Source organism: Pseudomonas syringae (assembly GCF_023278085.1).
Taxonomy (GTDB): Bacteria; Pseudomonadota; Gammaproteobacteria; order Pseudomonadales; family Pseudomonadaceae; genus Aquipseudomonas; species Aquipseudomonas syringae_Q.
The window spans coordinates 2,921,574-2,943,863 of sequence record NZ_CP066265.1 but is presented as its reverse complement, the minus strand read 5'-3'; the positions used below and the strand labels follow the sequence as shown (position 1 = coordinate 2,943,863).

General features: G+C 60.4%; 21 protein-coding genes. 8 read left to right on the top strand and 13 right to left on the bottom strand.

The window, feature by feature from the left end:
* The first annotated feature begins 38 nt into the window (after positions 1-38).
* Entirely contained in the window at positions 39-650 is a 612-nt protein-coding gene (locus tag I9H07_RS13060; protein WP_236423825.1) for a vWA domain-containing protein, read from the top strand.
* A 246-nt stretch (positions 651-896) separates the two neighbouring features.
* On the opposite strand, the gene I9H07_RS13055 is transcribed toward I9H07_RS13060, so the two are convergent.
* Positions 897-1,163, bottom strand: a complete 267-nt coding sequence (locus I9H07_RS13055) for a hypothetical protein (RefSeq protein WP_024646044.1) — start codon at positions 1,161-1,163, stop codon at positions 897-899.
* 329 nt (positions 1,164-1,492) lie between these two features.
* Here I9H07_RS13055 and I9H07_RS13050 point away from each other — a divergent pair, with 329 nt between their 5' ends.
* Positions 1,493-2,818, top strand: coding sequence for a sigma-54-dependent transcriptional regulator (locus I9H07_RS13050; protein WP_236423755.1), 1,326 nt, complete (start codon positions 1,493-1,495; stop codon positions 2,816-2,818).
* Here I9H07_RS13050 and I9H07_RS13045 read toward each other — a convergent pair.
* Entirely contained in the window at positions 2,762-3,340 is a 579-nt protein-coding gene (locus tag I9H07_RS13045) for an AAA family ATPase (RefSeq protein ID WP_236423753.1), read from the bottom strand. The two genes, I9H07_RS13050 and I9H07_RS13045, sit on opposite strands and share 57 nt — an antisense overlap.
* Positions 3,337-3,900 (bottom strand): nicotinamide riboside transporter PnuC, encoded by a 564-nt coding sequence (gene pnuC, locus I9H07_RS13040; RefSeq protein WP_058392137.1) that lies wholly within the window; start codon positions 3,898-3,900, stop codon positions 3,337-3,339. Before pnuC ends, I9H07_RS13045 begins: the two co-directional genes overlap by 4 nt.
* A gap of 245 nt (positions 3,901-4,145) precedes the next feature.
* Between pnuC and I9H07_RS13035 the strand changes: the two genes are divergently transcribed.
* Both I9H07_RS13035 and I9H07_RS13030 read left to right on the top strand, forming a co-directional pair.
* On the top strand, positions 4,146-4,976 hold the full coding sequence (locus tag I9H07_RS13035; RefSeq protein WP_236423578.1) for an undecaprenyl-diphosphate phosphatase: 831 nt from the start codon (positions 4,146-4,148) through the stop codon (positions 4,974-4,976).
* Positions 4,973-5,461: a DUF1294 domain-containing protein gene (locus I9H07_RS13030; RefSeq protein ID WP_236423576.1), complete on the top strand. Its 489-nt coding sequence runs from the start codon at positions 4,973-4,975 to the stop codon at positions 5,459-5,461. Before I9H07_RS13035 ends, I9H07_RS13030 begins: the two co-directional genes overlap by 4 nt.
* On the opposite strand, the gene I9H07_RS13025 is transcribed toward I9H07_RS13030, so the two are convergent.
* On the bottom strand, positions 5,418-5,762 hold the full coding sequence (locus I9H07_RS13025) for an MmcQ/YjbR family DNA-binding protein (RefSeq protein ID WP_236423581.1): 345 nt from the start codon (positions 5,760-5,762) through the stop codon (positions 5,418-5,420). The genes I9H07_RS13030 and I9H07_RS13025 overlap by 44 nt on opposite strands.
* Before the next feature lie 151 nt (positions 5,763-5,913).
* Between I9H07_RS13025 and pcaD the strand changes: the two genes are divergently transcribed.
* The 4 genes from pcaD to I9H07_RS13005 all read left to right on the top strand — a co-directional run bounded on the left by pcaD (position 5,914) and on the right by I9H07_RS13005 (position 9,825).
* Positions 5,914-6,705, top strand: a complete 792-nt coding sequence (gene pcaD / locus I9H07_RS13020) for a 3-oxoadipate enol-lactonase (RefSeq protein WP_236423574.1) — start codon at positions 5,914-5,916, stop codon at positions 6,703-6,705.
* A 78-nt stretch (positions 6,706-6,783) separates the two neighbouring features.
* Entirely contained in the window at positions 6,784-7,743 is a 960-nt protein-coding gene (locus tag I9H07_RS13015; protein ID WP_058823559.1) for a LysR family transcriptional regulator, read from the top strand.
* A gap of 73 nt (positions 7,744-7,816) precedes the next feature.
* Positions 7,817-8,422 (top strand): FMN-dependent NADH-azoreductase, encoded by a 606-nt coding sequence (locus tag I9H07_RS13010; protein ID WP_236423573.1) that lies wholly within the window; start codon positions 7,817-7,819, stop codon positions 8,420-8,422.
* Between the two features lie 362 nt (positions 8,423-8,784).
* Positions 8,785-9,825 (top strand): alpha/beta hydrolase family protein, encoded by a 1,041-nt coding sequence (locus tag I9H07_RS13005; RefSeq protein ID WP_058392142.1) that lies wholly within the window; start codon positions 8,785-8,787, stop codon positions 9,823-9,825.
* Here I9H07_RS13005 and I9H07_RS13000 read toward each other — a convergent pair.
* The 9 genes from I9H07_RS13000 to treZ all read right to left on the bottom strand — a co-directional run bounded on the left by I9H07_RS13000 (position 9,761) and on the right by treZ (position 22,283).
* The gene (locus I9H07_RS13000; RefSeq protein WP_024673783.1) at positions 9,761-10,486 is read right to left on the bottom strand and encodes a glycosyltransferase; all 726 of its coding nucleotides are present in this window, start codon (positions 10,484-10,486) and stop codon (positions 9,761-9,763) included. The genes I9H07_RS13005 and I9H07_RS13000 overlap by 65 nt on opposite strands.
* Positions 10,455-11,081 carry a class I SAM-dependent methyltransferase gene (locus I9H07_RS12995; protein WP_024673784.1) on the bottom strand — a complete coding sequence of 209 codons (627 nt, stop codon included), beginning with the start codon at positions 11,079-11,081 and terminating at the stop codon, positions 10,455-10,457. The genes I9H07_RS13000 and I9H07_RS12995 overlap by 32 nt, the downstream gene beginning before the upstream one ends.
* Positions 11,078-11,851 carry a PIG-L deacetylase family protein gene (locus I9H07_RS12990; protein ID WP_058823557.1) on the bottom strand — a complete coding sequence of 258 codons (774 nt, stop codon included), beginning with the start codon at positions 11,849-11,851 and terminating at the stop codon, positions 11,078-11,080. Before I9H07_RS12990 ends, I9H07_RS12995 begins: the two co-directional genes overlap by 4 nt.
* Before the next feature lie 13 nt (positions 11,852-11,864).
* Positions 11,865-12,878, bottom strand: coding sequence for an acyl-CoA dehydrogenase (locus I9H07_RS12985; RefSeq protein ID WP_236423571.1), 1,014 nt, complete (start codon positions 12,876-12,878; stop codon positions 11,865-11,867).
* Positions 12,875-15,058: a glycogen debranching protein GlgX gene (gene glgX, locus I9H07_RS12980; protein WP_058823555.1), complete on the bottom strand. Its 2,184-nt coding sequence runs from the start codon at positions 15,056-15,058 to the stop codon at positions 12,875-12,877. The genes I9H07_RS12985 and glgX overlap by 4 nt, the downstream gene beginning before the upstream one ends.
* Positions 15,059-15,216: 158 nt before the next feature.
* On the bottom strand, positions 15,217-15,606 hold the full coding sequence (locus tag I9H07_RS12975; protein ID WP_058392144.1) for a DUF2934 domain-containing protein: 390 nt from the start codon (positions 15,604-15,606) through the stop codon (positions 15,217-15,219).
* Between the two features lie 17 nt (positions 15,607-15,623).
* Positions 15,624-18,407, bottom strand: a complete 2,784-nt coding sequence (locus I9H07_RS12970) for a malto-oligosyltrehalose synthase (protein ID WP_236423570.1) — start codon at positions 18,405-18,407, stop codon at positions 15,624-15,626.
* Positions 18,404-20,482, bottom strand: a complete 2,079-nt coding sequence (gene malQ / locus I9H07_RS12965; protein ID WP_058823553.1) for a 4-alpha-glucanotransferase — start codon at positions 20,480-20,482, stop codon at positions 18,404-18,406. The genes I9H07_RS12970 and malQ overlap by 4 nt, the downstream gene beginning before the upstream one ends.
* Positions 20,472-22,283 (bottom strand): malto-oligosyltrehalose trehalohydrolase, encoded by a 1,812-nt coding sequence (gene treZ / locus I9H07_RS12960; protein WP_236423568.1) that lies wholly within the window; start codon positions 22,281-22,283, stop codon positions 20,472-20,474. The genes malQ and treZ overlap by 11 nt, the downstream gene beginning before the upstream one ends.
* Positions 22,284-22,290 lie beyond the last annotated feature (7 nt).

Genomic DNA, 22,290 nt, shown 5'->3' with positions numbered 1-22,290 from the left:
CTGCACCGGGGGCGGATGCCATTCCCCGTCCCGGTCGACTGGCCTCCGGCAGGCAAGGTGCCGTTCGTGCCGGCGCTGACGGCATGGTGCAATGGCTGCCGACGCTATTGAAGGGGCGCCCGAAGAGCCGCAAGGATCTGGTACGCCAGCCACGCAGCGCTCGCCCGAGTGAACTGTTGCTGGTGATCGTCGATGCCTCGGCCTCTACACGCCGTCATCACGCCTTGAGTCAGGCCAAAGGCCTGCTGTCGCAGGTATTCGACGATGCCTATCGGCGGCGTGCGCGGCTGGCCTTGCTGACCGCGAGTGGCAATACGCCGCGCTGGCAGCATCAGGGCCTCAAGGCGTCAGCGGCATTGAATCCGTGGCTGGACGGGTTGGGCGCGGGGGGCGGTACGCCGCTCTCGGCAGCGCTCGAACAGGCCATGAGCTGGCTGGAACAACGCCAGCAACGCTACCCCTCTGAACAGCATCGGGTGTTGGTGCTGACCGATGGCAGAATCAAGCAACTGCCAGCGCTGCCGGCATTCTCTTGCGCAAGCCTGCTGATCGACATCGAAAAAGGCCCGATTCGCCTGGGGAGGGCAAAGGAACTTGCATCAAGCCTTGGCGCGGACTATCTGCATATTGATGAGCTGAAACGGGTTTGAGACGCTTACAGGCTGACGCTTTCTCGTTCCCACGCTCCGCGTGGTAATGCATTTCGTGACGCTCTGCGTCACATTGCAGCCATGGCGCAATACTCAACCTGGCTCAAGATACAGTTGGCACCAAAGCCTGAGAGTCTTTTGCGCTTGATACCGCGCCAGGCTGCAGAATTGTGACGCGGAGCGTCACCTACTGCATGCCAACGCAGAGCATTGGCACGACCCCCCCCCGATGAGCGCAGGGCGTGATCAGGCAGGCATGGTCCACGGCTCGAGGTCATACCCCTCGTTGCTGATTTCGGCGCGGGCCTGTTCAAGGACGCTGGCCAGTTGCTTCTTGTCCGAATAAGCGCTGCTCGGGATCTGCTTGCGACCGATACGGTTACTGGTGCGGTCGATGACTGTCAGGCTCAGTTCGCCATTACCGTCCTGTGGTGCCCAGGCAACACACTGGAAGGGTTCAAAAGCGTGTCCAGCGATCAGAAGTGCATCGTTGAAGCGCAGTGGGGCGTTCATGGTTGTTTCCTCAAGTGCCCATATCAATTCAGTCACGTCGGCGGGCTGACCGTCCGGCTGGTTACTTGTGTTGATGAACGACAGGGGGGCATGAGTCACACCCTTTGCCGGAAAAATCCTGAAAAATTTTTCATTCGTACGGTGTGAGAGCTGGCTCAGGGCTATTAATGGCGAAAAAATCGACGTAATGGCAGTTGGTCATGACGGTTAGACCCAAACGGTACAAGGAAGCGTCAAATAGTTGCTATTGTGATATTTGAGCCCGGCAACATGCTGTTTATAAAACAGTTTAAACATACCCATCCTGCGTCGGGCGCCAAGGAACCTACATGCATGAAACGGTCTGCGTACGACGTCTCCTGATGATTGATGCGGACAGCGATTACGATCACCTGACCCCGATCCTGCAAGCTGCCGGATGGACGGTCGAGAGATGCTCGCTGGATTCAGCACCCGTTGATGGCTGCGACGTCGGTTTGATCCACTTGAAACCTGCGTATTTCGAGCACCTCGATGCACTCGAAAAATTCGTCACCCGCGATGACGTTCACTGGATTGCTCTGCTGACAGCCAACGACCTGCGCCGCGAAAAAGTCGGTGATTTTGTCTGCCAGTGGTTTTTCGACTTTCATATCGTGCCATTTGACGTGAACCGTCTGCAGGTGACTCTTGAAAAGGCGTTGAACAGTGCGCTTTTACACAAGCAGAACAGGCGACTGGAACCACAGTCGGAACCTGAGATGCTCGGTGACAGCCGGCTGACCCGTGAATTGCGACGTCTGTTGAGCAAGCTGGCGCCTACTGAATCACCGGTACTGATACGCGGCGAACGTGGCACCGGCAAGGCGTTGATCGCTCGAATCCTACACGCCCAGTCGCGGCGTCGCGACAGGCCTTTCGTGACGGTCGATTGTGGCGCGGTTGCCAACCATCTGATCCACGCAGAACTGTTTGGTTATGAAGCGGGGGCTGTCGATGATGCGCCTGAGCGCAAGCCCGGACGAATCGAGGCCGCCAACGGCGGCACGTTACTGCTTGAAAATATTAGTGATCTGCCGCTGGAAACCCAGGCCTTTCTGTTGCGCTTTCTGGAAGACGGGCAGATTCAGCGCCTGGGCAGCAGCAAGCCGGTCAGCGTGGACGTCCGGGTATTGGCGGCCACCGAGTCAGACCTCGAAACGGCCATTCGTAAAAAGCGTTTTCGAGAGGATTTGTACTACCGGCTCAACGTGCTGCAGGTGGGCACCGCGCCACTGCGCGAACGGCATGGCGATCTGGCCATGCTGGCCAACCATTTTGCGCACCTCTACAGCCTGGATAGCGGCAGGCGCGCGCGCAGTTTCAGTCAGGGGGCACTCATCGCCCTTGGCAAGCACGACTGGCCAGGCAATGTCAGTGAACTGGCCAATCGGGTGCGGCGAGGGCTGGTGCTGTCGGAAGGCAGGCAGATCGAAGCCGCCAATCTGGGGTTGCCCGGCGACGATGACGTGATCGGCAGTATGAGCACACTGGACGAGTATAAATCCCGTGCCGAGCGTCAGGCGCTGTGTGACGTGCTGACTCGCCACAGTGACAACCTGAGCATGGCTGCCAAGGCGTTAGGCATCTCGCGACCGACGTTCTACCGCCTGCTGCACAAGCACCAGATCCGCTGACGCACCGAGCAGCGTTGTCACGGCAGCCATCGCCTGTTCGCGACGCTGCTGCCAGTCGCCGTCGAGCACCTGATAGGGTTTCTGATGCTTATTGAGCCATTTCCGGCCAGCGTCGAAGAACGCCTGGCGTTCGCCCAGATCCGGCTGGCAGCGTTGCCCATCGCTGATCCAGTCCACCCCCTTCGGTGACAGCAGCAGGTGCAGGTCGTAGGGCCTGCCCAGCAATTGCTCTTCGATCCACGCAGGGCAGTCGCCGAACAGGGTCCGGCTCCAGAGCATGTTGCTCAACAGGTGGGTATCGAGAATCAGCAACTCCGGAGCGCGGGCACGTGCAGCGTCCTCCCGGGCCAGTTGACCCTGGGCGATGGTCGGGATATCGCTGTAGAAGGTATCGCGGCCCTGCTGTTCGATGAACTCACGAACGTACTCGCCAACCATGACCCCGCCGAAACGCTTGTGTATTTCAGCCGACAGCCAGCTCTTGCCGCTGGACTCGGGGCCGGTCAGGACCAGAACCTTCATCGGGCCAGCACCAGGTCATTGCGCCATTCGCGCCAGCCCTGAACGGCCAGCAGGGTGAACAATGCGTAAAGGGCCGCCGTCAGGTACAGGTCTTTGTAGATGAACAGGCCGACAAAGATCACATCCAGAACAATCCACAGCGGCCAGCACTGCACGCGCTTTTGCGCCATCCACACCTGTGCCACCAGGCTGAAACCGGTCAGCGCGGCATCGAGCCAGGGTTGTGCGGCATCAGTGAAATGGGCCATGCCCGCGCCCAGTACCAGGCTGATCAGCACGCCGACCGCCAGCCCCATGAGTACCGAAGAACTGTTGAGCACGCTGACGGCCCTGACTGGCAGGCCATTGCCATGCCGGGTCCACTGCAGCCAGCCGTAGACCTGCAAACCGGCGTAGATCACCTGCAGCAGCATGTCCGAGTACAGCTTCACGTCGAAGAAGATCCAGATATAGATGACCACCATGACCAGCCCGATTGGCCAGCACCACGGGTTTTGCTTCACTGTCAGCCAGACTGCAAGCACACCGATGGCAGCGGCAAAAAGTTCAAGCCCGGACATGGCGGCACCTTGGTTGGAGTAGTGGTTACAGGGGCGGCGATTGTAATCGCTTCCGGGCAGGGCGGGGAGCCTCTGTTTTTACCGACAGCATGCCAGCAGGCGCTGTGCGCAAAGGTCTGCTAGCATTCCGCGCCTCGCAGGTGTGCAGGTTCAAGCTTTGTTCAGGCTGGTAACGGCATAGTGGCAACCATTTTTTACACAACAACATTAACAGCGAGCCAGAGGCATCGCTTCATGGGGGAATGATGGATCTTTGGACCGCTGCTCAGGCGTTGATATTGGGTATTGTCGAAGGGCTGACGGAGTTCTTGCCGATCTCCAGCACAGGGCATCAGATCGTTGTTGCCGATCTGATCGGCTTCGGGGGTGAGCGCGCCATGGCGTTCAACATCATTATCCAGCTGGGTGCGATTCTGGCGGTGGTCTGGGAATTTCGGCGCAAGATTCTCGACGTGGTCGTTGGCCTGCCAAAACAGCAGCAGGCTCAGCGCTTTACCCTCAACCTGCTGATCGCGTTCATGCCGGCGGTCGTGCTCGGGGTGATTTTTGCCGACATGATTCACCACTACCTGTTCAATGCCATCACTGTGGCCACAGCACTGGTCATCGGTGGCGTGATCATGCTCTGGGCCGAGCGCCGCGAGCATACGGTACGCACCGAAACCGTCGATGACATGAGATGGACCGATGCGCTTAAAGTCGGGCTGGTACAGTGTCTGGCGATGATTCCCGGTACGTCCCGTTCCGGCTCGACCATCATTGGCGGCCTGCTGTTCGGCCTGTCACGCAAGGCCGCTACCGAATTCTCGTTCTTCCTCGCCATGCCGACCATGGTGGGTGCCGCTGTGTATTCGGGCTACAAATACCGGGACATGTTCCGTCCGGACGACTTTGCGGTCTTCGCGATCGGCTTTATCACCTCGTTCATCTTCGCGATGATCGCGGTACGCGCGCTGCTCAAGTTCATTGCCACCCACAGTTACGCGGTGTTTGCCTGGTATCGCATAGCCTTCGGCCTGCTGATTCTGGCGACCTGGCAGTTTGGCTGGATCGACTGGGCGTCGGCCAAGGCATGACCAGCGCCCGACAACCTCAGCGACCGGCTGGCCGGGGCAGGGCGCCTGTCCGGCAACTGCCCCTCAAACTGGCGCTGTTTGTGCTGCTGTGCGCGTTGCCGGTGTACGGTTCGGCGTCGCTCTGGGTCCGGCAAGGGATGATGATCCCGGCGCTCGCCCTGACGGGGATGAGCCTGTTGGCGTTCGTGCTCTATCGACGCGACAAGCGCCAGGCCGGAATCGGCGGTCAGCGCACGCCCGAGAACGTGCTGCACACCCTGGAATTACTGGGCGGCTGGCCCGGAGCGCTATTGGCGCAACAGGTGTTCCGGCACAAGACCCGCAAGGTGTCTTTTCAGGTCGTGTTCTGGCTGATCGTGGCGGTGCATCAGGCGTTGTGGGTCGACTGGCTGTTTCTGGGCAAGCGCCTCTGGCAGATGGTGCCCGCGCAGGTTCATAGCCTTATAACATCAGCGCAATCTGCTGGCGTTTTGGCAGTTTGCTGACCACCAGTTGATGGGAGCGGGTCAGCAGATCCTGTATTTCCGCTCCGCTCAAGGCATTCAGTTGTGCCACGCTGATCCAGTGCGCCCTAGCCAGGTAGGGCGCAGGGCGGATGCCGGGGCGGTCGACGTAGCCCAGAAACAACTCTGCAGCAACCTTGAACGCCAGTTCCTCACCGGCCAGGTCCATGACCGCAAACATCTTCTTTTCGGCAATGGAAAACACCCGCACGCCGCCCCATTTGTAGTCTTCCCGCGCGCCCGGCAGGCTGAGACAGAATCTGGCGATGTCTTCTTTTTGCATCGGCGTTTGCGTCGGTTTTTGCATGGAGAAGCTCCTTTGTCTGATCTCGAACGGCAAGCTGTTCGATAGCCGCACGGATATTCGATCAGCGGATTGTATGCCGCCGTGACACTCATTAGTGTGCACGTTTGCCCTTTCTCTGGAGCCTCGTATGCCTGCTGTGCAACTCGCCGATGGTGAACTGAATTATTTGCTGGAGGGCCAGCCCGGCGCGCCAGTGCTGGTTTTTTCCAATTCGCTGGGCACCGACCTGCACATGTGGGACAACCAGGTGGCGGCGTTTACCCGGCATTTTCAGGTGTTGCGTTACGACACGCGCGGTCATGGAAAATCGCTGGTCAGCCAGGGCAGCTACAGCATCGAGCAGAACGGCCGCGACGTGCTGGCGTTGCTGGATGCGCTGCAGATCGAAAAGGTGTCCTTCTGCGGGCTGTCCATGGGCGGACTGATCGGTCAGTGGCTGGCGATCAATGCGCCCCAGCGTCTGCGCCGAGTGGTGCTGTGCAACACGGCGGCGAAGATCGGTAACCCCGATATCTGGAATCCGCGCATCGAAACCGTGCTGCGTGAGGGGCAGGCGGCCATGGTCGCGTTACGTGATGCCTCCATCTTGCGCTGGTTCACCCCGGCATTTGCGGCACAGGAGCTTGCCACGGTGGAGCGTATTGTCAGCATGCTGGCGCAGACCTCGCCACAGGGCTACGCGGCCAATTGTGCTGCCGTGCGCGACGCTGATTTTCGCGAGCAAGTGGCGGACATCAACTTGCCGACGCTGGTGGTCTGCGGCACCGGAGATGCGGTAACAACCCCCGCAGACGGACGCTTCATTGCAGAACGCATTCAGGGCGCACAGATCGTCGAGTTGCCTGCCGCCCATTTGTCCAGCGTCGAAGCGGGAGAGGCATTCACTGCGCCGGTGCTGGCGTTTCTGGCCGCTGAGTAACGAATCCGCGCCCTGCGTCGGACCTTGAGAGGCTTGCGGTAGCGCTGCATACTCGCCGCTCTAGACGCGAGGTGGCCGGTGTTTGATCTCAATGATCTGTATTATTTCGTTCAGGTGGTCGAATGCCGAGGCTTCGCGCCTGCCAGTCGCAAGCTGGGGATTCCCAAGTCCAAGCTCAGCCGGCGCATTGCCGGGCTTGAAGAGCGGCTCGGCGTCACGCTGATTCATCGCTCGACCCGCAAGTTTGCCGTGACCGAAAGCGGACGCGACTATTACGCTCATTGCGTGGCGATGCTGGTCGAGGCCGAAGCTGCCGAAGAGGTTATTCAGCGTTCCAAGTCCGAACCGCAGGGCAAGGTGGTGATCAGTTGTCCGCCTGCCATGGCCGCCATGGGCATCAACGAGGCGATTGCCGGTTTCATGGCGGCGCACCCTAAGGTGCAGGTGCACATCGAGAGCACCAACCGGCGTGTCGATCCGCTGATCGAGAACATCGATATCGCCTTGCGGGTACGTTTCCCACCGCTGGAAGATGACGGCCTGGTGGTGAAGACTCTTGGCCACAGTGCGCAACGGCTGGTGGCTCATCCCGATCTGGCGGCGCTTATCCCGGCTAACCCGTCATTTGACGAGCTAGGCAAATTGCCGAGCCTTGATGTGCCGTCTTCCGCACCCGAACATCGCTGGCTACTGGAAAACGGACCGGGTCATTATGTCGAAGTGCGACACGTACCGCGGTTGGTCAGCTCGGATCTGGACGTCATTCTGCAAGCGGTTCTGCAGGGTGTCGGCGTGGCGCAATTGCCAGAAATTCTGGTCAGGGAAGCGTTGCAGCAGGGCCGTATGGTGGAGTTGTTCGATGCGCACCGTCCCAAGTGCGGCATCCTCCACGCAGTGTTTGTCTCGCGACGCGGCCTGCTGCCAGCCGTCAGAGGCCTACTGGACGCATTCGAGAGCTCGTTCAAGGAGCTGACGCACAACCCTGAGTCGATCTATTGTTCCTTATATAGAACGAACAGTCGCATTCAGGGCGACTAATCATCTATTACGATCACCGATAGGATGCTCCCCACTGATCGCCCCTCGGCGATATTCACTTGGGAAGCCCGTTATGAAACTTCTGCACCTTGATTCCAGCATCCTCGGCGACCACTCTGCTTCGCGTCAGCTGACCCGTGATGTCGTTCAGGCCTGCCAGAGCGCGCACGCCGACGCTCAGGTGACCTACCGCGATCTGGCCAGCAATGCGCTTGGCCATTTCTCAGCCGCCAGCCTTGCCGCAGCCGGCACTCCTTTAGAAGCCCGCGACGCTGCCCAGCAGCATGAAGTGGTAGCCAACGAAGCCACCCTGCAACAGTTTCTCGATTCCGACGTCGTGGTCATCGGTGCGCCGATGTACAACTTCACCGTGCCGTCGCAATTGAAGGCGTGGATCGACCGCATCGCTGTTGCCGGTCGCACGTTCCGTTACTCCGAAGCCGGCCCTGAAGGCCTGTGCGGCGGCAAGAAAATCATCATCGTTTCCACCTCCGGTGGTCTGCACCAGGGCCTGCCGACTGGCGCGGGTCATGAAGAGCTGCTTAAGGCGCTGTTCGCGTTCATTGGCGTGACCGACCTGCAATTCGTGCGTGCGCACGGCCTGGCTTACGGCGAAGAGCCTCGTGCCAGCGCCATGACGGCGGCACAGCAGCAGATCAAGGATCTGTTCGCCGCCTGATCATCAGCAAACGCTTGATCCTGACTCCACCGCCTGCGCACTGATGCGCGCCGGGCCGTGGAGTTTTTTCTGGTGTGGGGAGACCGCTTGTAACCTTGACAGCTTCCTTACAGGTAAGCGGGCACATGGAGGACTAAACTGTTTCTTTGAGAACCTGTTTTCGACATGTTTTGCCGACTGGTTCGCACGTGCAAAAAAGAGTGGGCTGATGCTGGCTCGAGTTGTGCACTATTTCGGTTTCACAGACTCTCATTTGAGTGACACTTCAAGTGTGAGCGGCGCGCTGGAGCATGATGCTCGACACAAGCGCATGAACGGACTGTCCGGACAAGCGTCCGGAATGACAAAGGTTGGGCCTCGCCATGGTGCGTCTTTGTGCAGTGATGCTGGTTTGTCTGCTCGACAGCATGATTTCGGTGCATGCTCAGGCGGCTGAAGCCTGGAGCGCGGGCTATCACGAATTGACCTTCCCCGATCCTCTGGACTCACTGCCGATGCAGGCGATTGCCTTCTATCCGTCGACCGGCAGCGAGCAGTCCAGCACGATCCACGGTTACCGGGTCGAGGCCAGTGAAGACGCCCCCATTGCCATGGGCCGGTTCCCGTTATTGCTGTTGTCGCATGGCAACACCGGTACGCCGCTGGCGCTGCACGATCTGGCGACTTCGCTGGCGCGGCAGGGGTTTGTGGTGGTCGCCGTGATCCATCCCGGCGACAACGACCGCGATCACAGCCGCCTCGGCAGCCTGAGCAATCTCTACGGGCGTCCTTTACAGATATCCGAGGCTATCAGTTCAGCACTGCTCGACCCGATGCTTTCGCCTTACCTCAATGCGCGTCAGGTCGGTGTGATCGGCTATTCGGCGGGTGGTGAAACCGCGCTGATCCTTGCCGGCGCGCAACCGGATCTGAAGCGTCTGCGTCAGTATTGCCTGGAGCGCCCGAACGATCGGGATGCCTGCAAAACCCAGGGCGAGCTGGTTGCAGACCGCGACGATCTGCATGCCCAGGCCGACCCCCGGGTTGGCGCACTGATGCTGATGGCGCCGTTGAGCCTGATGTTCGGTCGCCATACGCTGGGTGATGTCCATGTGCCGGTGCTTATGTATGCCGGCGACGATGATCAACTGCTGGCCATCGACCGTAATGCCGAGGCGCTGGCGCGCAAGCTGCCACAGGCTCCGGATTACAAGCTGTTGGCGGGGGCAGGGCACTTCGTGTTCATGGCGCCGTGCAGTGACGAACAACGCGCAACCGCGCCGCTATTGTGCAATGACCCCGACGGGGTTGATCGTGAGGACATTCACCGCACCTTGAGTGCCGAAGCCGTGCGCTTCTTCACGACGGCGCTGAGTGCGGCTGATCCAGACCGTTCCGGCATGCAGACAGCGCATCATCAGTGATGGCCGGGTGGCCATTGAGCGAGCGCAGGTAATCGCCGAACCCGCCTCTGGCTTTTGAGTCAAGGCGGGTGCTGGTGGTCACTCTGGGACGACAGCTCCAGGCGATGCGTGCGCCGATCAACTCCAGTTGCTGCACCAGGTGCACGTCCTCATGGCAGGCCAGCGCGGGGAAACCACCCGCACTGACATAAGCAATCGAACTCACCCCCAGGTTGGCACCGTGTATGTGCCGGTGGCCGTCGCGGTGCTGGTAGTGGCTGAGATAAGCCGCCTGCGCAGCCGCCGAAATGTCCTCGTTCCAGTCGCCAGGCATCACAGTTCCGCACACCGCATCGGCATCCAGAGCCAGTTGCTCGCTCAACCAGTCGCTCGCCACGCTGCTGTCGCCATCGGTGCAGGCCAGCCAGCGCGCGCCCCTGTCGAGCAGGAAGGCTGCGCCTTTGGCACGCGCCTGGCCGACATTGCGGGCAGTCACTTCCAGAATCATCACGCCATGGGCACGAGCGATGTCTGCAGAACCGTCCGTGCAGCTGTCAAGCACCACCAATACTTCCACGACTTCCCCTTTGAGGTCCGGGTGGGCAGCGGCGTGCAGAACGGTCGTCAGGCAGGCATCCAGCAGCTGTTCTTCATTGTGCACCGGAATCAGAATGCCGATCATTCGAGAACTCCTGTTCTGCGACAGAGGTACCATCACGACTCCACAGGTCCAGCAGGAAATCCTGTTCGTGATGACTAAAAAGCCGGTGCATGGACAGTCTTTCAGCCAGCGTGTCGTGAACGCGTTGTGCATTCAGCGGACAGCCTTCGATGTCCGGGCGCCAGTGGCAGGCGAGCAATTGGCCGTCGGGCGATAACGCATCAAGCGCGCAGTCGATCAGGCGGTTCAGATCGTCGATGTCGAGGTAATAGCCCAGCTCGCTGAACACGATCAGGTCGAACTTCTCCGCCGGCCATTGTTGCGGCAGACGAGCTTGCAATACGCGGGCGTTGGGCATGTCAGCCAGGCGCTGGCGAGCCAGTTCGATTGCGCGGGTCGAGGTGTCGCAGCACAGCAGGGCGTCGCAACGTGTTGCCAGGTCGGCGCTGAGTTCGCCGTTGGCACAACCCGGCTCAAAGATCGCCCGGTAGTGCTCGCGGGGCAGGGCAGCCAGGGTCAGCGCGCGCTTGCGGCGTTCATACCAGCGTTTTTTGAACGCCCACGGATCGTTATCGTTGCTGAAGAGCTCGTCGAAGTAGCTGTCCGCAACACTCATGTGAACACCACTTCAAACGGCTGCATCAGCCGTTCCAGAACACTGGCAGGCAATACCGGAGAGAGCCCCACAGCCGGATCACCTTGCAACTGGCTGGTGAACGCCTGCGCGGCATGGCGTTTACGGGCGAGCGTCATCGGGTCGAGCAGCAGCTTGCGCGCACGTTCCCAAGGCAGGCGCGGGTCTTCGGGATCGGCCCAGTGCCAGGCCCAGATCGGCACTTCATGAAGTTGTGCGCCAGTGATGGCACAGGCCTTCGCACTGGCGCGGCCAACGGCCTCGTGGTCACCGTGGCCGTCACCCGACCACGTGGCAAACACCACATCGGTCGGCCCCAGGTGCTGTTCGAGAAATTCGACCAGCCGGTCTTCCTGTGCGCCGACGTCGCCATCCTGAAAGCCGCCACGCACCCATTCCAGGCGCTCTAAAGAGATGTCGAGACGGCTCAGCGCCTCAGCGCTTTCCTGGGGGCGGATATCGGACAGCCGCTCGACAGGCCAGAGCGCCGAACCCGGATGGCTGGCGGTGCCATCGGTGACCGAAATCAACAGCAGGTGGCGTTCCAGCTGAGCCAGTTGACTCATCAGGCCGCCACAGCCCAGTACTTCGTCATCCGGGTGCGGTGCAATAATCACCGCCCTGCAATTGGGCGGCACCAACAGGTCGGCAGTGATTGCCGGCAGGCCCCGCAACTTGCTAGAGGCATTCCAGGCAGCCAGGGGAGTGCCTTGGCCTGCTTCGTCTTCGCTCACTACAAAGGCTTCACTCATGTCGAATACGCTCTCATAGCGACCACGCCTGTGACGTTTCAAGCCGTTTGCCGGTCAACTGCCCCAGCGCGGCCAGATCCCGCTCGGCATGGCTCTGGCGCAGAAAAACAGGCAAATCGGCGATCAATCGGGCGAAATGTGCATCCTTGCAATAGGGGCCAGCGCCCACTGCGCGACCGACATGCTGAATGACCTGATCAGCTGCCTGCTCGATGAAGGCTCTGCAGCGCCGCGCAATCACTTCCGCATTCTCGGTGGGGGCGTTGTCCAGGTGCACGGCGGCGGCGCGGAGTACCTCGGCCGCGGCATACAGGGCAACGTCCACTGCGCCCAGATGAGCAAGCGCATGGGGTTCGTCGCGTTTGCCGGCCTGTTGCAGGAGGCGCTGCGCGATGGAGCGCGATGCGCCAAACCAGCAGGCGGCGATGCCGATGCCGCCTTGCCAGAAGCCCGGCCGATTCAGATAACCGTCCGGCTCGCCGACCCGCTCCGCGCTGGCCCGCTCGAAGATGACTTCGACGCTGCCGGTGGCGCCCATGCCAACCGCTCGCCAGCCATCATTGGTGATACGTACCCCCGGTTGATCGAGGCGTACGGCTACCAGTTGTTGACGCTGTTGCTCATCCCATACGGTGATCAGGGCGTGGCTCACTGCCGACGCGCCGGAACACCAGGCTTTGCGACCATCCAGGCGAAGCGAATCGCCGGTGCCGCTGAGCGTGACCCGTGCCTGTGGTGGCTCTGCCGCCCACATGCCCCAGGTACTGAATTGTTCGGGGGGCGGGGCACCCAGTTCCGCCATGATCGCCAAGGCGTCGGTGTGCCCCTCGTATAACTTGCACAACCCCAGGTCGTGGCCTGCGACGCAGGCCAGCGCCTGCCAGCGCTCAAGTGTCTGACCACCGGCAGGCAGGGGAAGCTGATCCAGTCCTTCAATCACCAGTGCCTGCAAGCACTCGCCCAGCGCACGCGTGTCGGCATAGCCCTGCCTGCGCCAGTCGAGAAACTCACTCAAGGCATCGGTCATCGCTGATCTTCACGCTTGAGTTCGAACAGCAACAGTGAGCGCGGGGTAACGGTGTATTCCGAACCGAATGCAAACTGCTCCTTGCTGCGCGCATCGTCCTGATTGGTATCGATCAGGCACTCGTAATGCGTGCCTTCAGGCACTTCCGGCAGCGTGAAGTTGACGCCGTCGTGATGAGCGTTGACCACCAGCAGCAAGGTGGCGTCTGCACCAGGACGGCGGATACCGGTTTCCTGTGCGCGACCATCCATCAGCATGCCCAGGCAACGGCCATTGGCATCGTGCCATTGCTCGACACTCATTTCTTCGCCGTTCGGCGCAAGCCAGGTGACGTCCTTCACGCCGATTTCTTCGTTGTAATCGCCCACCAGGAAGCGACTGCGACGCAGAATCGGGTAGGTCTGACGCAGCTTGATCACGCGGGTCACGAACTTGAGCAGCGCCTCGCCGTCTTCGTCCAGATCCCAGTTGATCCAGCCAATCTCGCTGTCCTGGCAATAGGCGTTGTTGTTACCGTGCTGAGTGCGGGCGAACTCGTCACCGGCCACGATCATCGGTGTGCCTTGTGCCAGCAGCAGCGTGGCGAAGAAGTTGCGCATCTGGCGCAGACGCAGGGTATTGATTTCCGGATCTTCGGTCGGACCTTCAACGCCGTGGTTCCAGGACAGGTTGTTGTTGCTGCCGTCCTGATTGTTTTCGTCGTTCGCTTCGTTGTGCTTGTCGTTGTACGACACAAGGTCGTGCAGCGTGAAGCCATCGTGCGCAGTGATAAAATTCACCGAAGCCTGAGGGCGACGACCGCGCTGGTTGAACATGTTGCCGGACGCCGTCATGCGCGCAGCGAAGTCGGCCAGTTGGCCTTCGTCGCCTTTCCAGAAGGCCCGCACGGTGTCGCGGAACTTGTCGTTCCATTCCATCCAGCCCGGTGGGAAGCCACCGACCTGATAGCCACCCGGACCGCAGTCCCAAGGCTCGGCAACCAGCTTGACCTGACGCAGAATCGGGTCCTGACGGCAGGCGACCAGGAAGCTGTGACGCTCGTCGAAACCGTCATGGTAGCGACCGAGGATGGTTGCCAGGTCAAAGCGGAAACCGTCGACGTGCATTTCCGAGGCCCAGTAGCGCAGCGAATCGGTGACCATCTGCAGAACGCACGGATGGCTCAGGTCGAGGGTGTTGCCTGTGCCGGAGTCGTTGATGTAGTAACGCTTGTCGTCGGGCATCAGCCTGTAATAGGAGGCGTTGTCGATACCCCGCATGGACAGGGTAGGGCCCAGCTCGTTGCCTTCGGCGGTGTGGTTGTAGACCACATCGAGAATGACCTCCAGCCCGGCATGGTGCAGGTGCGCGACCATTTCCTTGAACTCGGCAATCTTGCCGCTGGCCAGGTAACGCGGGTCCGGGGCGAAGAACGCAATACTGTTGTAGCCCCAGTAGTTGGTCATGCCTTTTTGCAGCAGGTGCTGGTCGTTGACGAACGCATGGATCGGCAACAGCTCGACCGAGGTCACGCCCAGTTTGCGGATGTGCTCGACGACCGGCGCTGATCCCAGACCGGCAAATGTGCCGCGCAGCTCTTCAGCAACCTCGGGGTGGCGCATGGTAATGCCGCGCACGTGGGTCTCGTAGAAAATGGTCTTGTCCCAAGGCGTACCCACGCGCTGGTCGCGGCCCCAAGTGTAGGCCTCATCGATCACTTTGCTTTTCGGTACGAACGGAGCGCTGTCGCGTTCGTCGAAGCTAAGGTCGCCATCAGCGTGGCCAATCGTGTAACCGAACAGGGCTTCCGACCATTTCAGTTCGCCGACCAATTGCTTGGCGTACGGGTCGATCAGCAGCTTGTTGTGGTTGAAACGGTGGCCGTTCTTCGGATCGTACGGGCCGTACACACGGTAGCCGTAGATCAGGCCGGGATGCGCGTCGGGCAGATAGCCGTGGTAGATCTCGTCGGTGTATTCCGGAAGCTCGATGCGCTCCAGTTCCACTTCGCCGGTCGAGTCGAACAGGCACAGTTCCACCTTGGTGGCGTTCGCCGAAAACAGCGCGAAGTTGACGCCCAGGCCATCCCAGCTGGCACCGAGTGGAAAGGGAAGTCCTTCGCGAATGCGTGTCGGGGTACTGGCAGGGTTATCATGCGTGGCCGAACTTTCTTCCGCCGCTGGTGTGGACTTCGTATTCATGGTGCCTTCCTGACGTCTGATGATTTTCTGAGCGGCCAAGACCGCTACCGAAGCCCGGAGGCTTCGATATTGACGATAGAGTGTGGGTGTGACGCAAGCCTGACATCAATGTTCCGAGCAGGCCTGCACCAATGGACTGGCGTATCGTGCGAAGAGTTTCAATCAGCCGATGGCTTGCGTGGTTTCTTCGCGGCAGGCTTGGCAGGAGCGTCAGCGGGCGCCGAACCTGCTGCGGCCTTGGGCTTGGGAGCTGGCTTGGCTGCCGGTTTTGCGGCCGCTGGCTTTGGCTTCGCGGCGGCAGGCTTGGGCGCAGGAGCGGCCTTCGCTTCCGATTTGGCAGCACCCTTGGCCGGAGCCTTGGCGCTGTCTACTTCAGGCAGCTTGGGTTTGGTCGACTTGCGCACGTTGGCCTTGTTCGGAGCCAGCGCCTCGGCTTCTGCCAGCTTGCGTGCCATCTCCCAATGACGCTCGTCGTGACCGGAAGGCTTGCCTTCCGATTCCCAGATTTGATAAGCAAAATCGCGAATTCGTTTTTCGTCGGCACTCATCTCGACACTCCCAGGTATTACGTAGTTTGAATAAGCATATTGACGGAAAATTTCTCAAGCACGGTGCTGAGGGGAAGTTCCCGGTCATTTATAACGACAACGTCAGAAAAGAGGCCTTTCCAGTCTGAACCAGAATCGGCAAAAGGCACGATAATCTGCGTGTCGCCCCAATTGGCAGCGTTAATCAATGGAGTTTGTGCAGTGCCCAATAGTTCACTGCTTATGCGTGGGACTACGATGATCGCGCGCACTCCTTGCGTGACCCGGGCAAAGGCCATTACCTGTCCGGCATGACTGCCCTTTATTTCCAGCGGGATATATTCCCCTTCGCTGAACAGCTCGGGATGTGTCGCCCGCAGGTTCAACACCTTGGCAATCAGCGCCTGTTTGATTCGGCCGTCCTGCCAGCGGCTTAACAGATCGTCAACGCTGGTTTCTTCTGCCAGCGACTTCTGACGGGCTGCGTAATCCACTGGCCGGCGGTTGTCCGGATCCACCAGACTGAAATCCCAGAACTCGGTGCCCTGATACAGATCAGGGACACCGGGCACAGTCAAGCGTAGCAAGGTTTGCGCCAGGCTGTTGAGCGCGCCTGCGGTGGCGATACGGTTGGCAGTAGCGCTAAGGGACTGGCGCAGCGCCAGCGCCTCCGGAGCCATCAACAGACGTTGCAGGAATTCGCGGCAGGCCGTTTCGTAAGGCTGATTGGGCGCGCTCCAGCTGCTTTGCAACTTGGCCTCGCGCAGGGCCTTTTCCTGCCACTGGACCATGCGTTTGGCATACGCTTCATGGGCCTCTTCACCTTCGAGATTCAAAGGCCAGCTGCCCAGCAAGGCCTGATAGAGCATCAGTTCGTCACCGGCGCTGATGGCCGATTCCTCGCCCTTCAACGGTATCGCCAATTGCCGCCAGCGTTCCACCTGTTCGGCATACCACGGCGCGCATTCGCTGAGTACAGCAAGACGCGTGCGCGTGTCTTCGCCACGCTTGTGGTCGTGAGTCGCAGTGGTCAGCAGGTTGTCAGGAAACTTTTCCAGACGTTGCAGGCAGACCTGATGAAAGTCTTCGACCGGCGCACTGAAATGCTGCGGGTGAAAGCCCACGTCATTGCGCGACAGCAGCACTGCGGAGCGATAGAACGAGGTGTCTTCGACCGACTTGGCGGCGACCGGGGAGGTCAATTGCTGGAAGCGCACGCAGGCGTTCTTGTACAGCTTGCGCAGGTGTCCGCGCGGCAGTTGACGCCACGTTTCGCCACCCAGCCAGCGGGCCAGATAATCCAGCACCGGCCAGTCGCCTTCACTCAGCGTGGTACGCGCCCCTTCCATGGCCTGCTGAAAGTAACGATCGTCCTGCGCCGATCGGCCGCACACCGAAATGTAGGTACGGTAGATCGGGAAATTCACCACCAGCGCCAACAATGCGCGGCGGATAGCACCCAGTGTCAGGTCGCGGCTCATCAAGTCACTGCGCGCCACTTGCAGCAAGGACTGCGCAACATTTTCGAAATCGCCCGCCAGGGTACCGTGCAGGACCAGATCACGAGCGATCAGCACTTCCTGGTCGAAGTCGGCGGTCCGCTCACTCAGGCGACTCCACAGCTCACCCAGTGGCTCTTTGCCTTTGGGGTCATGTTGCAGGAGCGACACCTGATTCATGAATTCGTAGCCGGTGGTGCCGTCCACGCTCCAGTCTTCGCGCAGTGGCTCATCAGGACCAAGAATCTTCTCGACGAAGATCGGCAGGTGTTCGATTTGCGCGTCGGCAGGGCGCAGCCGGAGCAGGCTCATGACCCGGCGGTGCAGCTTGCGACCATAGCCGCGCGGGTCTGCCAGGCCATCGATGTGGTCGATGCGCAGACCGTCCACCAGGCCATCTGCAACCAACTGGAAAATCTTGCCGTGAGTGGCTTCGAACACGTGTGGCAGCTCGACACGCAAGCCGCCCAGTTCATTGATGTCGAAAAAGCGCCGCCAGTTGATGTCATCCCCTGCGGTACGCCAGCTGGCCAGACGGTAGTGCTGGCGCTCGAGCAACTGGTGCAGACGCTGAAAGCCTTCCGCGTCGCTGGAGTCGAACTGCGCAAGCAACTGGTCGATGGCCTTGCGGGCCTGTGAGTCTTTCGCCAGCTCGGCCAGTTCAGCCTTGGCCTGACGCGCGCGTTCGTAGGCTTGCGGGTAGTCGGCCAAGGCCTTGAAACGCTGCGCCAGCTCTTTCAACTGCGCGTCATCGGTCGACTGCAACAGCGTGCCGTAGGTCAGGGGGCAGATCGGAAAATGATGCTGATAGTGCTCGATGTAGAACGAGCCCTGATCAGCATTGAAGCGCAGCGGGATCTCTCCAGCCTGCAAGACCGTGCCGTAATCGCTGCTCAGAAACGGCAGCAACAGTTGACCTTCCAGCAGCGGATCGGGCGAATTCCACTGGATATCGAAGAAGTCGGCGTAAGGACTGCGACGACCCCACTCCAGCAGGTCCAGCCACCACGGGTTGTCCGCGCCACCCACCGCCATGTGATTGGACACGATGTCCAGAATCAGGCCCATGCCGTGTTCGCGCAGGGTCGCAACCAGGCGCAGCAGGGCAGGTTCACCGCCCAGCTCGGGGTTGATGACGGTCGGGTCCACTACATCGTAGCCGTGCATGGAGCCCGCACGTGCCTTCAGCAACGGCGATGCGTAGATATGGCTGATACCCAGGCTGGCGAAGTAGGGCACCAGGGGTACAGCGTCGTCCAGCGTGAAGTCTTTATGAAATTGCAGGCGCTGGGTAGCGCGCAAAGGTTGTAATGGACGGCTCATCGGTCACGCTCCGCAGCTTGCAGCCGGGATTGGGAGAGCAATTCCAGTCGTCGAGCAGCATGTGGGTTATCAAGCAAGGTGGCAGCCTCACCGGGCAGGCGTCTGCGCCAGTTCGGGTGGCTGTCTATGGTGCCGGGCAGGTTGGCCTGCTCCTCGACACCCAGCGCATCTTCGATGGGCAGCAATACCAGCGGCGCGCGAGTCAGGCCGAGGTAACGGACGCTGGCGTCGATGATCTGCTCCGGGTCTTCGCTGTCGGCAGGCAGGTCTTCGATATTCTGGCTCAGGGCGCGTCGCAGGCTGTGATACTCGCGCACGCGCTCTTCACGCCACTGCGCTTCGCGTTGTTCGTCGATGTGATCCAGACGGGCGTTCCATTCGATGTCCAGCTCGCTGATCCAGCCAGCCAGTGTCGGCAGATCGTGCGTGCTGGTAGTCGCCAGCGCCTGATCGGACCAGTCAAGGATCGGTTTGAACTGACCGTTGTTCTGTTCGAACAACAGAACGCGCATGCCAAGAATCGCGCGTGCGCTGAGCTTGTCGCTCAGGCCCTCAGGCACGGTACCGAGGTCTTCACCCAATACGATGGCCTTGTGTCGCCATGATTCAAGGCTGAGCAGGCGCAGCATGTCTTCCACAGGGAAATTCAGGTAAGCGCCTTCGCTTGGCGGCGATCCCACCGGGATCACCCACAGGCGTTGCAGGCCCATGACGTGGTCGATACGCAGACCGCCGGCGTGGGCAAAGTTGGCCCGCAGCATCTCGATGAAGGCGCGAAAACCATTACGCTTGAGCCCGTCCGGCGAAAAAGCCGAAATGCCCCAGCTTTGTCCGGCCCGGTTGAGGATATCCGGCGGCGCGCCGACGGTCAGGGCTGACAACAGCTCGTCCTGACGACTCCACGCCTGACTGCCAGCGCCGTCGGCACCGACGGCCAGATCGGCGATCAGGCCAATGCGCATGCCACTGCTGCGGGCGGCATCCTGGGCACGTTTAAGGCTGCGGTCGATCAACCACTGAGCGAACGCATGGAAGCTGATCTGCTCGCTGTGACTGGCGGCAAAATCGACGACAGCCTTGCCACGCGGATCCTTGAATTCATCTGGCCATTCGTGCCAGTTATCGCCGATGCCAAGCTCGGTGGACTCGGCGCGCAGGGCCTCGAAGCGGCAGTGATTCTCCAGCGCTTCGCCACCGCTGTGGCGGAAACTGTTGAAGTCTTCGTGCAACGGATGAGCCGCTTTGCTGAATGCTTCGTAAAGTGCGTGCAGCGCTTTCCACTTCGCGTTGGCAGCCGCTGGCCAGTCAATCAGCTGCAGCGTTTCCAGGCGTTTCATTTCGGCGCCGACACCGGCCTGTTCGATGGCGTCACGCCAGGCCCGCTCACCCAGAATGGCACCGGGCGAAGCGTACAGGCTGTTCAGAAACAGACGGCTGGACGGCGAGTAGGGGCTGTAGCGGTGTGGGTCATTAGCGAACATCGCGTGGATGGGGCTAATGCCGAGCGCGTCAGCGCCACGCTCTCCGGCAGAGCGCACCAGCGTCTCAAGTGCTTCGGTATCGCCAAAGCCTCCATCACCGTTACGGCGCAGGCTGTACAACTGGGCAGTCAGGCCCCAGCCACGCGGTACCTCAGCATCAGTAGCCATGGCCATGCTGAAACAGGTTTTCGGAGCCACCGCGATGGTCAGGTGCTGCCCGGCGATTTCGAGCTGTTGATACCCGGGCGGCGCGAGTGCAGGAAGTTCGCCTGCTGCGGTCATCCTGGCATCCAGCGATGAGCCGTCTTCAAGGTGCAGCGTGAAGGGTGTTTCCGGCGCAAACCATGCCGACAGATCAAGGTTGCTGTCCAGCTCGACAGTCAGCAGCGGCGGGGCGCTGGCGGCATGCCGTTCAACTTGCAGGCGTTGCAGGCTGGCGTCTATCGCCTCACCATTTTCAGCAGAAAAACCCAGTGCCTCCAGAACCTTGCGCAACACGTCAGGGCTGACGGTCTGCGGGCGAGCGTTGGCGTCGACCCAATGCACCGACAAGCCAGCTGCGGTCGCAAGCCTCTCCAATTGCTCATTGTTCATCCTGTTCCTCCAGAACATCACTTGCTGTCAGGCTGACAATGGCCGTGTATGGATTGAGGATGCCCTGACGTGAAAGTTCGGACGATTTTTCAGGGCTGGAAAAAATCAGCCGTGCCTGCTGCTGAGGCTGCGTATCGACCGCCTGTTCGCTGAGGTTCAGATCGATGCGCAGCACAGCACCGTCGCCCAGCGTCCAGCGTGCGCTGACCGCCTTGTCACCGAGAATGTCGGTCTTCAGGAACCGTGCGCCCTGCAGGCGAGGTACGATTTCCTTGTGACGCAAAGTCAGCAGGCGCGTGTAGAAATCGAGCCAGTTGCGATGGTCTGCGCCCTTGTCGGTATCCAGGTCAACCGCCGCGAACGCAGGACGTGACGCTTCGAATGTCTTGATGTCGTTCGGGTCGGGGATGTGCTCGCGTTTTTCCGGGTCGGCGAACGCTGCAAAGTCGGCAAATTCCTTGCGGCGACCTTCACGTACCGCATCGGCCAGTTCGCCGTGGTGACTGGTGAAGAACAGAAACGGCTCGCTGGCCGCCCATTCATCACCCATGAACATCAGGGGAATCATCGGCGACAGCAGCAGCAGTGCAGTTGCAGCCTTCAGCGCGTCCGGAGAGCACAGCAGCGGCAAACGCTCGCCCAGGGCACGGTTGCCGATCTGGTCATGGTTTTGCAGGAACAACACGAACGCGCTGGGTGACAGATGACCGCTCGGCTCGCCTCGGGTGTGGCCATGGCGAGTCGGTTCACCCTGATAGACAAAACCCTCACTGAGCAGACGTGCGAGCTTTTGCGTAGGTTCTTTGGCGAAGTCCGAATAGTAGGCGTCGGTCTCACCGGTCAATAGCACATGAAGCGTGTTATGGCCGTCGTCGTCCCACTGCGCATCGAAGCCCTTGTCGAGCAGGCTGGCCTGATTGAACTCGTTTTCGAGGTTCAGCCAGACGTGCCGGGATGGCTCGATCTGCGCACGCACCCGTTCCGCGAATTCCGGGAGGAATGTCTCGTCACGAATCGCGTGTACGGCGTCCATGCGCAGCCCGTCGAAGCGGTATTCGAGCAGCCACATAAGCGCATTGTCGACGAAGTAGTCACGCACCTGCGGACGGCGAAAATCGATGGCGTCGCCCCAGGGTGTATGCAGGTCGCTGCGGAAAAATTCTTTGGCGTAACTGCCGAGGTAATTGCCGTCCGGACCGAAGTGGTTGTACACCACGTCCAGAATCACCATCAAGCCGTGCGCGTGGGCTGCGTCGATCAGGTGCTTGAGCTGCTCGGGTGTGCCATAGGAAGACTGCGGAGCGTATGGCAATACGCCGTCATACCCCCAGTTGCGATCGCCCGGGAACTGCGCCAGTGGCATCAGTTCGATTGCCGTGATGCCGAGGGCTGCCAGACGTGGCAGGTGCTTTTCAACCCCTGCATAGCCACCCAGGGCACCGACGTGCAGTTCATAGATGACTGCCTCGTGCCATGGGCGACCTTTCCATTCGGGGTTTTGCCATGCATAAGCAGGGTCAACCACGACGCTTTGCGAATGTACGTCATCGACCTGCGCGCGTGACGCGGGGTCGGGTACTTCCAGCTCGTGATTGATCTTGAATCGATATCGGGTGCCTGCCTTGCAGCTTGCGTCGAGAACAAACCAGCCTTCAGGCTGCGGCAGCATGGCCAGAGACTGGCCATCCTGCAGTTCGACACTGACGTATTCGGCATCCGGCGCCCAGAGGGCAAAGCGGGTGTTATCAGAATCCAGCAATACGGCGCCGTGGCGCCAGTTATCTTCTGTACGCAGTGGCATCCATCGA

Bases quoted from the DNA above. Each gene is read 5' to 3' on its own strand.
- I9H07_RS13035 (WP_236423578.1), top strand. From the start codon at position 4,146: ATGGATCTTTGGACCGCTGCTCAGGCGTTGATATTGGGTATTGTCGAA.
- I9H07_RS12995 (WP_024673784.1), bottom strand. From the start codon at position 11,081: ATGAGTGTTGCGGACAGCTACTTCGACGAGCTCTTCAGCAACGATAAC.
- I9H07_RS12990 (WP_058823557.1), bottom strand. From the start codon at position 11,851: ATGAGTGAAGCCTTTGTAGTGAGCGAAGACGAAGCAGGCCAAGGCACT.
- I9H07_RS13055 (WP_024646044.1), bottom strand. From the start codon at position 1,163: ATGAACGCCCCACTGCGCTTCAACGATGCACTTCTGATCGCTGGACAC.
- treZ (WP_236423568.1), bottom strand. From the start codon at position 22,283: ATGCCACTGCGTACAGAAGATAACTGGCGCCACGGCGCCGTATTGCTG.
- I9H07_RS13005 (WP_058392142.1), top strand. From the start codon at position 8,785: ATGGTGCGTCTTTGTGCAGTGATGCTGGTTTGTCTGCTCGACAGCATG.
- I9H07_RS13045 (WP_236423753.1), bottom strand. From the start codon at position 3,340: ATGAAGGTTCTGGTCCTGACCGGCCCCGAGTCCAGCGGCAAGAGCTGG.
- I9H07_RS13030 (WP_236423576.1), top strand. From the start codon at position 4,973: ATGACCAGCGCCCGACAACCTCAGCGACCGGCTGGCCGGGGCAGGGCG.
- I9H07_RS13025 (WP_236423581.1), bottom strand. From the start codon at position 5,762: ATGCAAAAAGAAGACATCGCCAGATTCTGTCTCAGCCTGCCGGGCGCG.
- I9H07_RS12970 (WP_236423570.1), bottom strand. From the start codon at position 18,407: ATGAGCCGTCCATTACAACCTTTGCGCGCTACCCAGCGCCTGCAATTT.
- I9H07_RS13010 (WP_236423573.1), top strand. From the start codon at position 7,817: ATGAAACTTCTGCACCTTGATTCCAGCATCCTCGGCGACCACTCTGCT.
- glgX (WP_058823555.1), bottom strand. From the start codon at position 15,058: ATGAATACGAAGTCCACACCAGCGGCGGAAGAAAGTTCGGCCACGCAT.
- I9H07_RS13050 (WP_236423755.1), top strand. From the start codon at position 1,493: ATGCATGAAACGGTCTGCGTACGACGTCTCCTGATGATTGATGCGGAC.
- I9H07_RS12975 (WP_058392144.1), bottom strand. From the start codon at position 15,606: ATGAGTGCCGACGAAAAACGAATTCGCGATTTTGCTTATCAAATCTGG.
- malQ (WP_058823553.1), bottom strand. From the start codon at position 20,482: ATGAACAATGAGCAATTGGAGAGGCTTGCGACCGCAGCTGGCTTGTCG.
- I9H07_RS13000 (WP_024673783.1), bottom strand. From the start codon at position 10,486: ATGATCGGCATTCTGATTCCGGTGCACAATGAAGAACAGCTGCTGGAT.
- pcaD (WP_236423574.1), top strand. From the start codon at position 5,914: ATGCCTGCTGTGCAACTCGCCGATGGTGAACTGAATTATTTGCTGGAG.
- pnuC (WP_058392137.1), bottom strand. From the start codon at position 3,900: ATGTCCGGGCTTGAACTTTTTGCCGCTGCCATCGGTGTGCTTGCAGTC.
- I9H07_RS12985 (WP_236423571.1), bottom strand. From the start codon at position 12,878: ATGACCGATGCCTTGAGTGAGTTTCTCGACTGGCGCAGGCAGGGCTAT.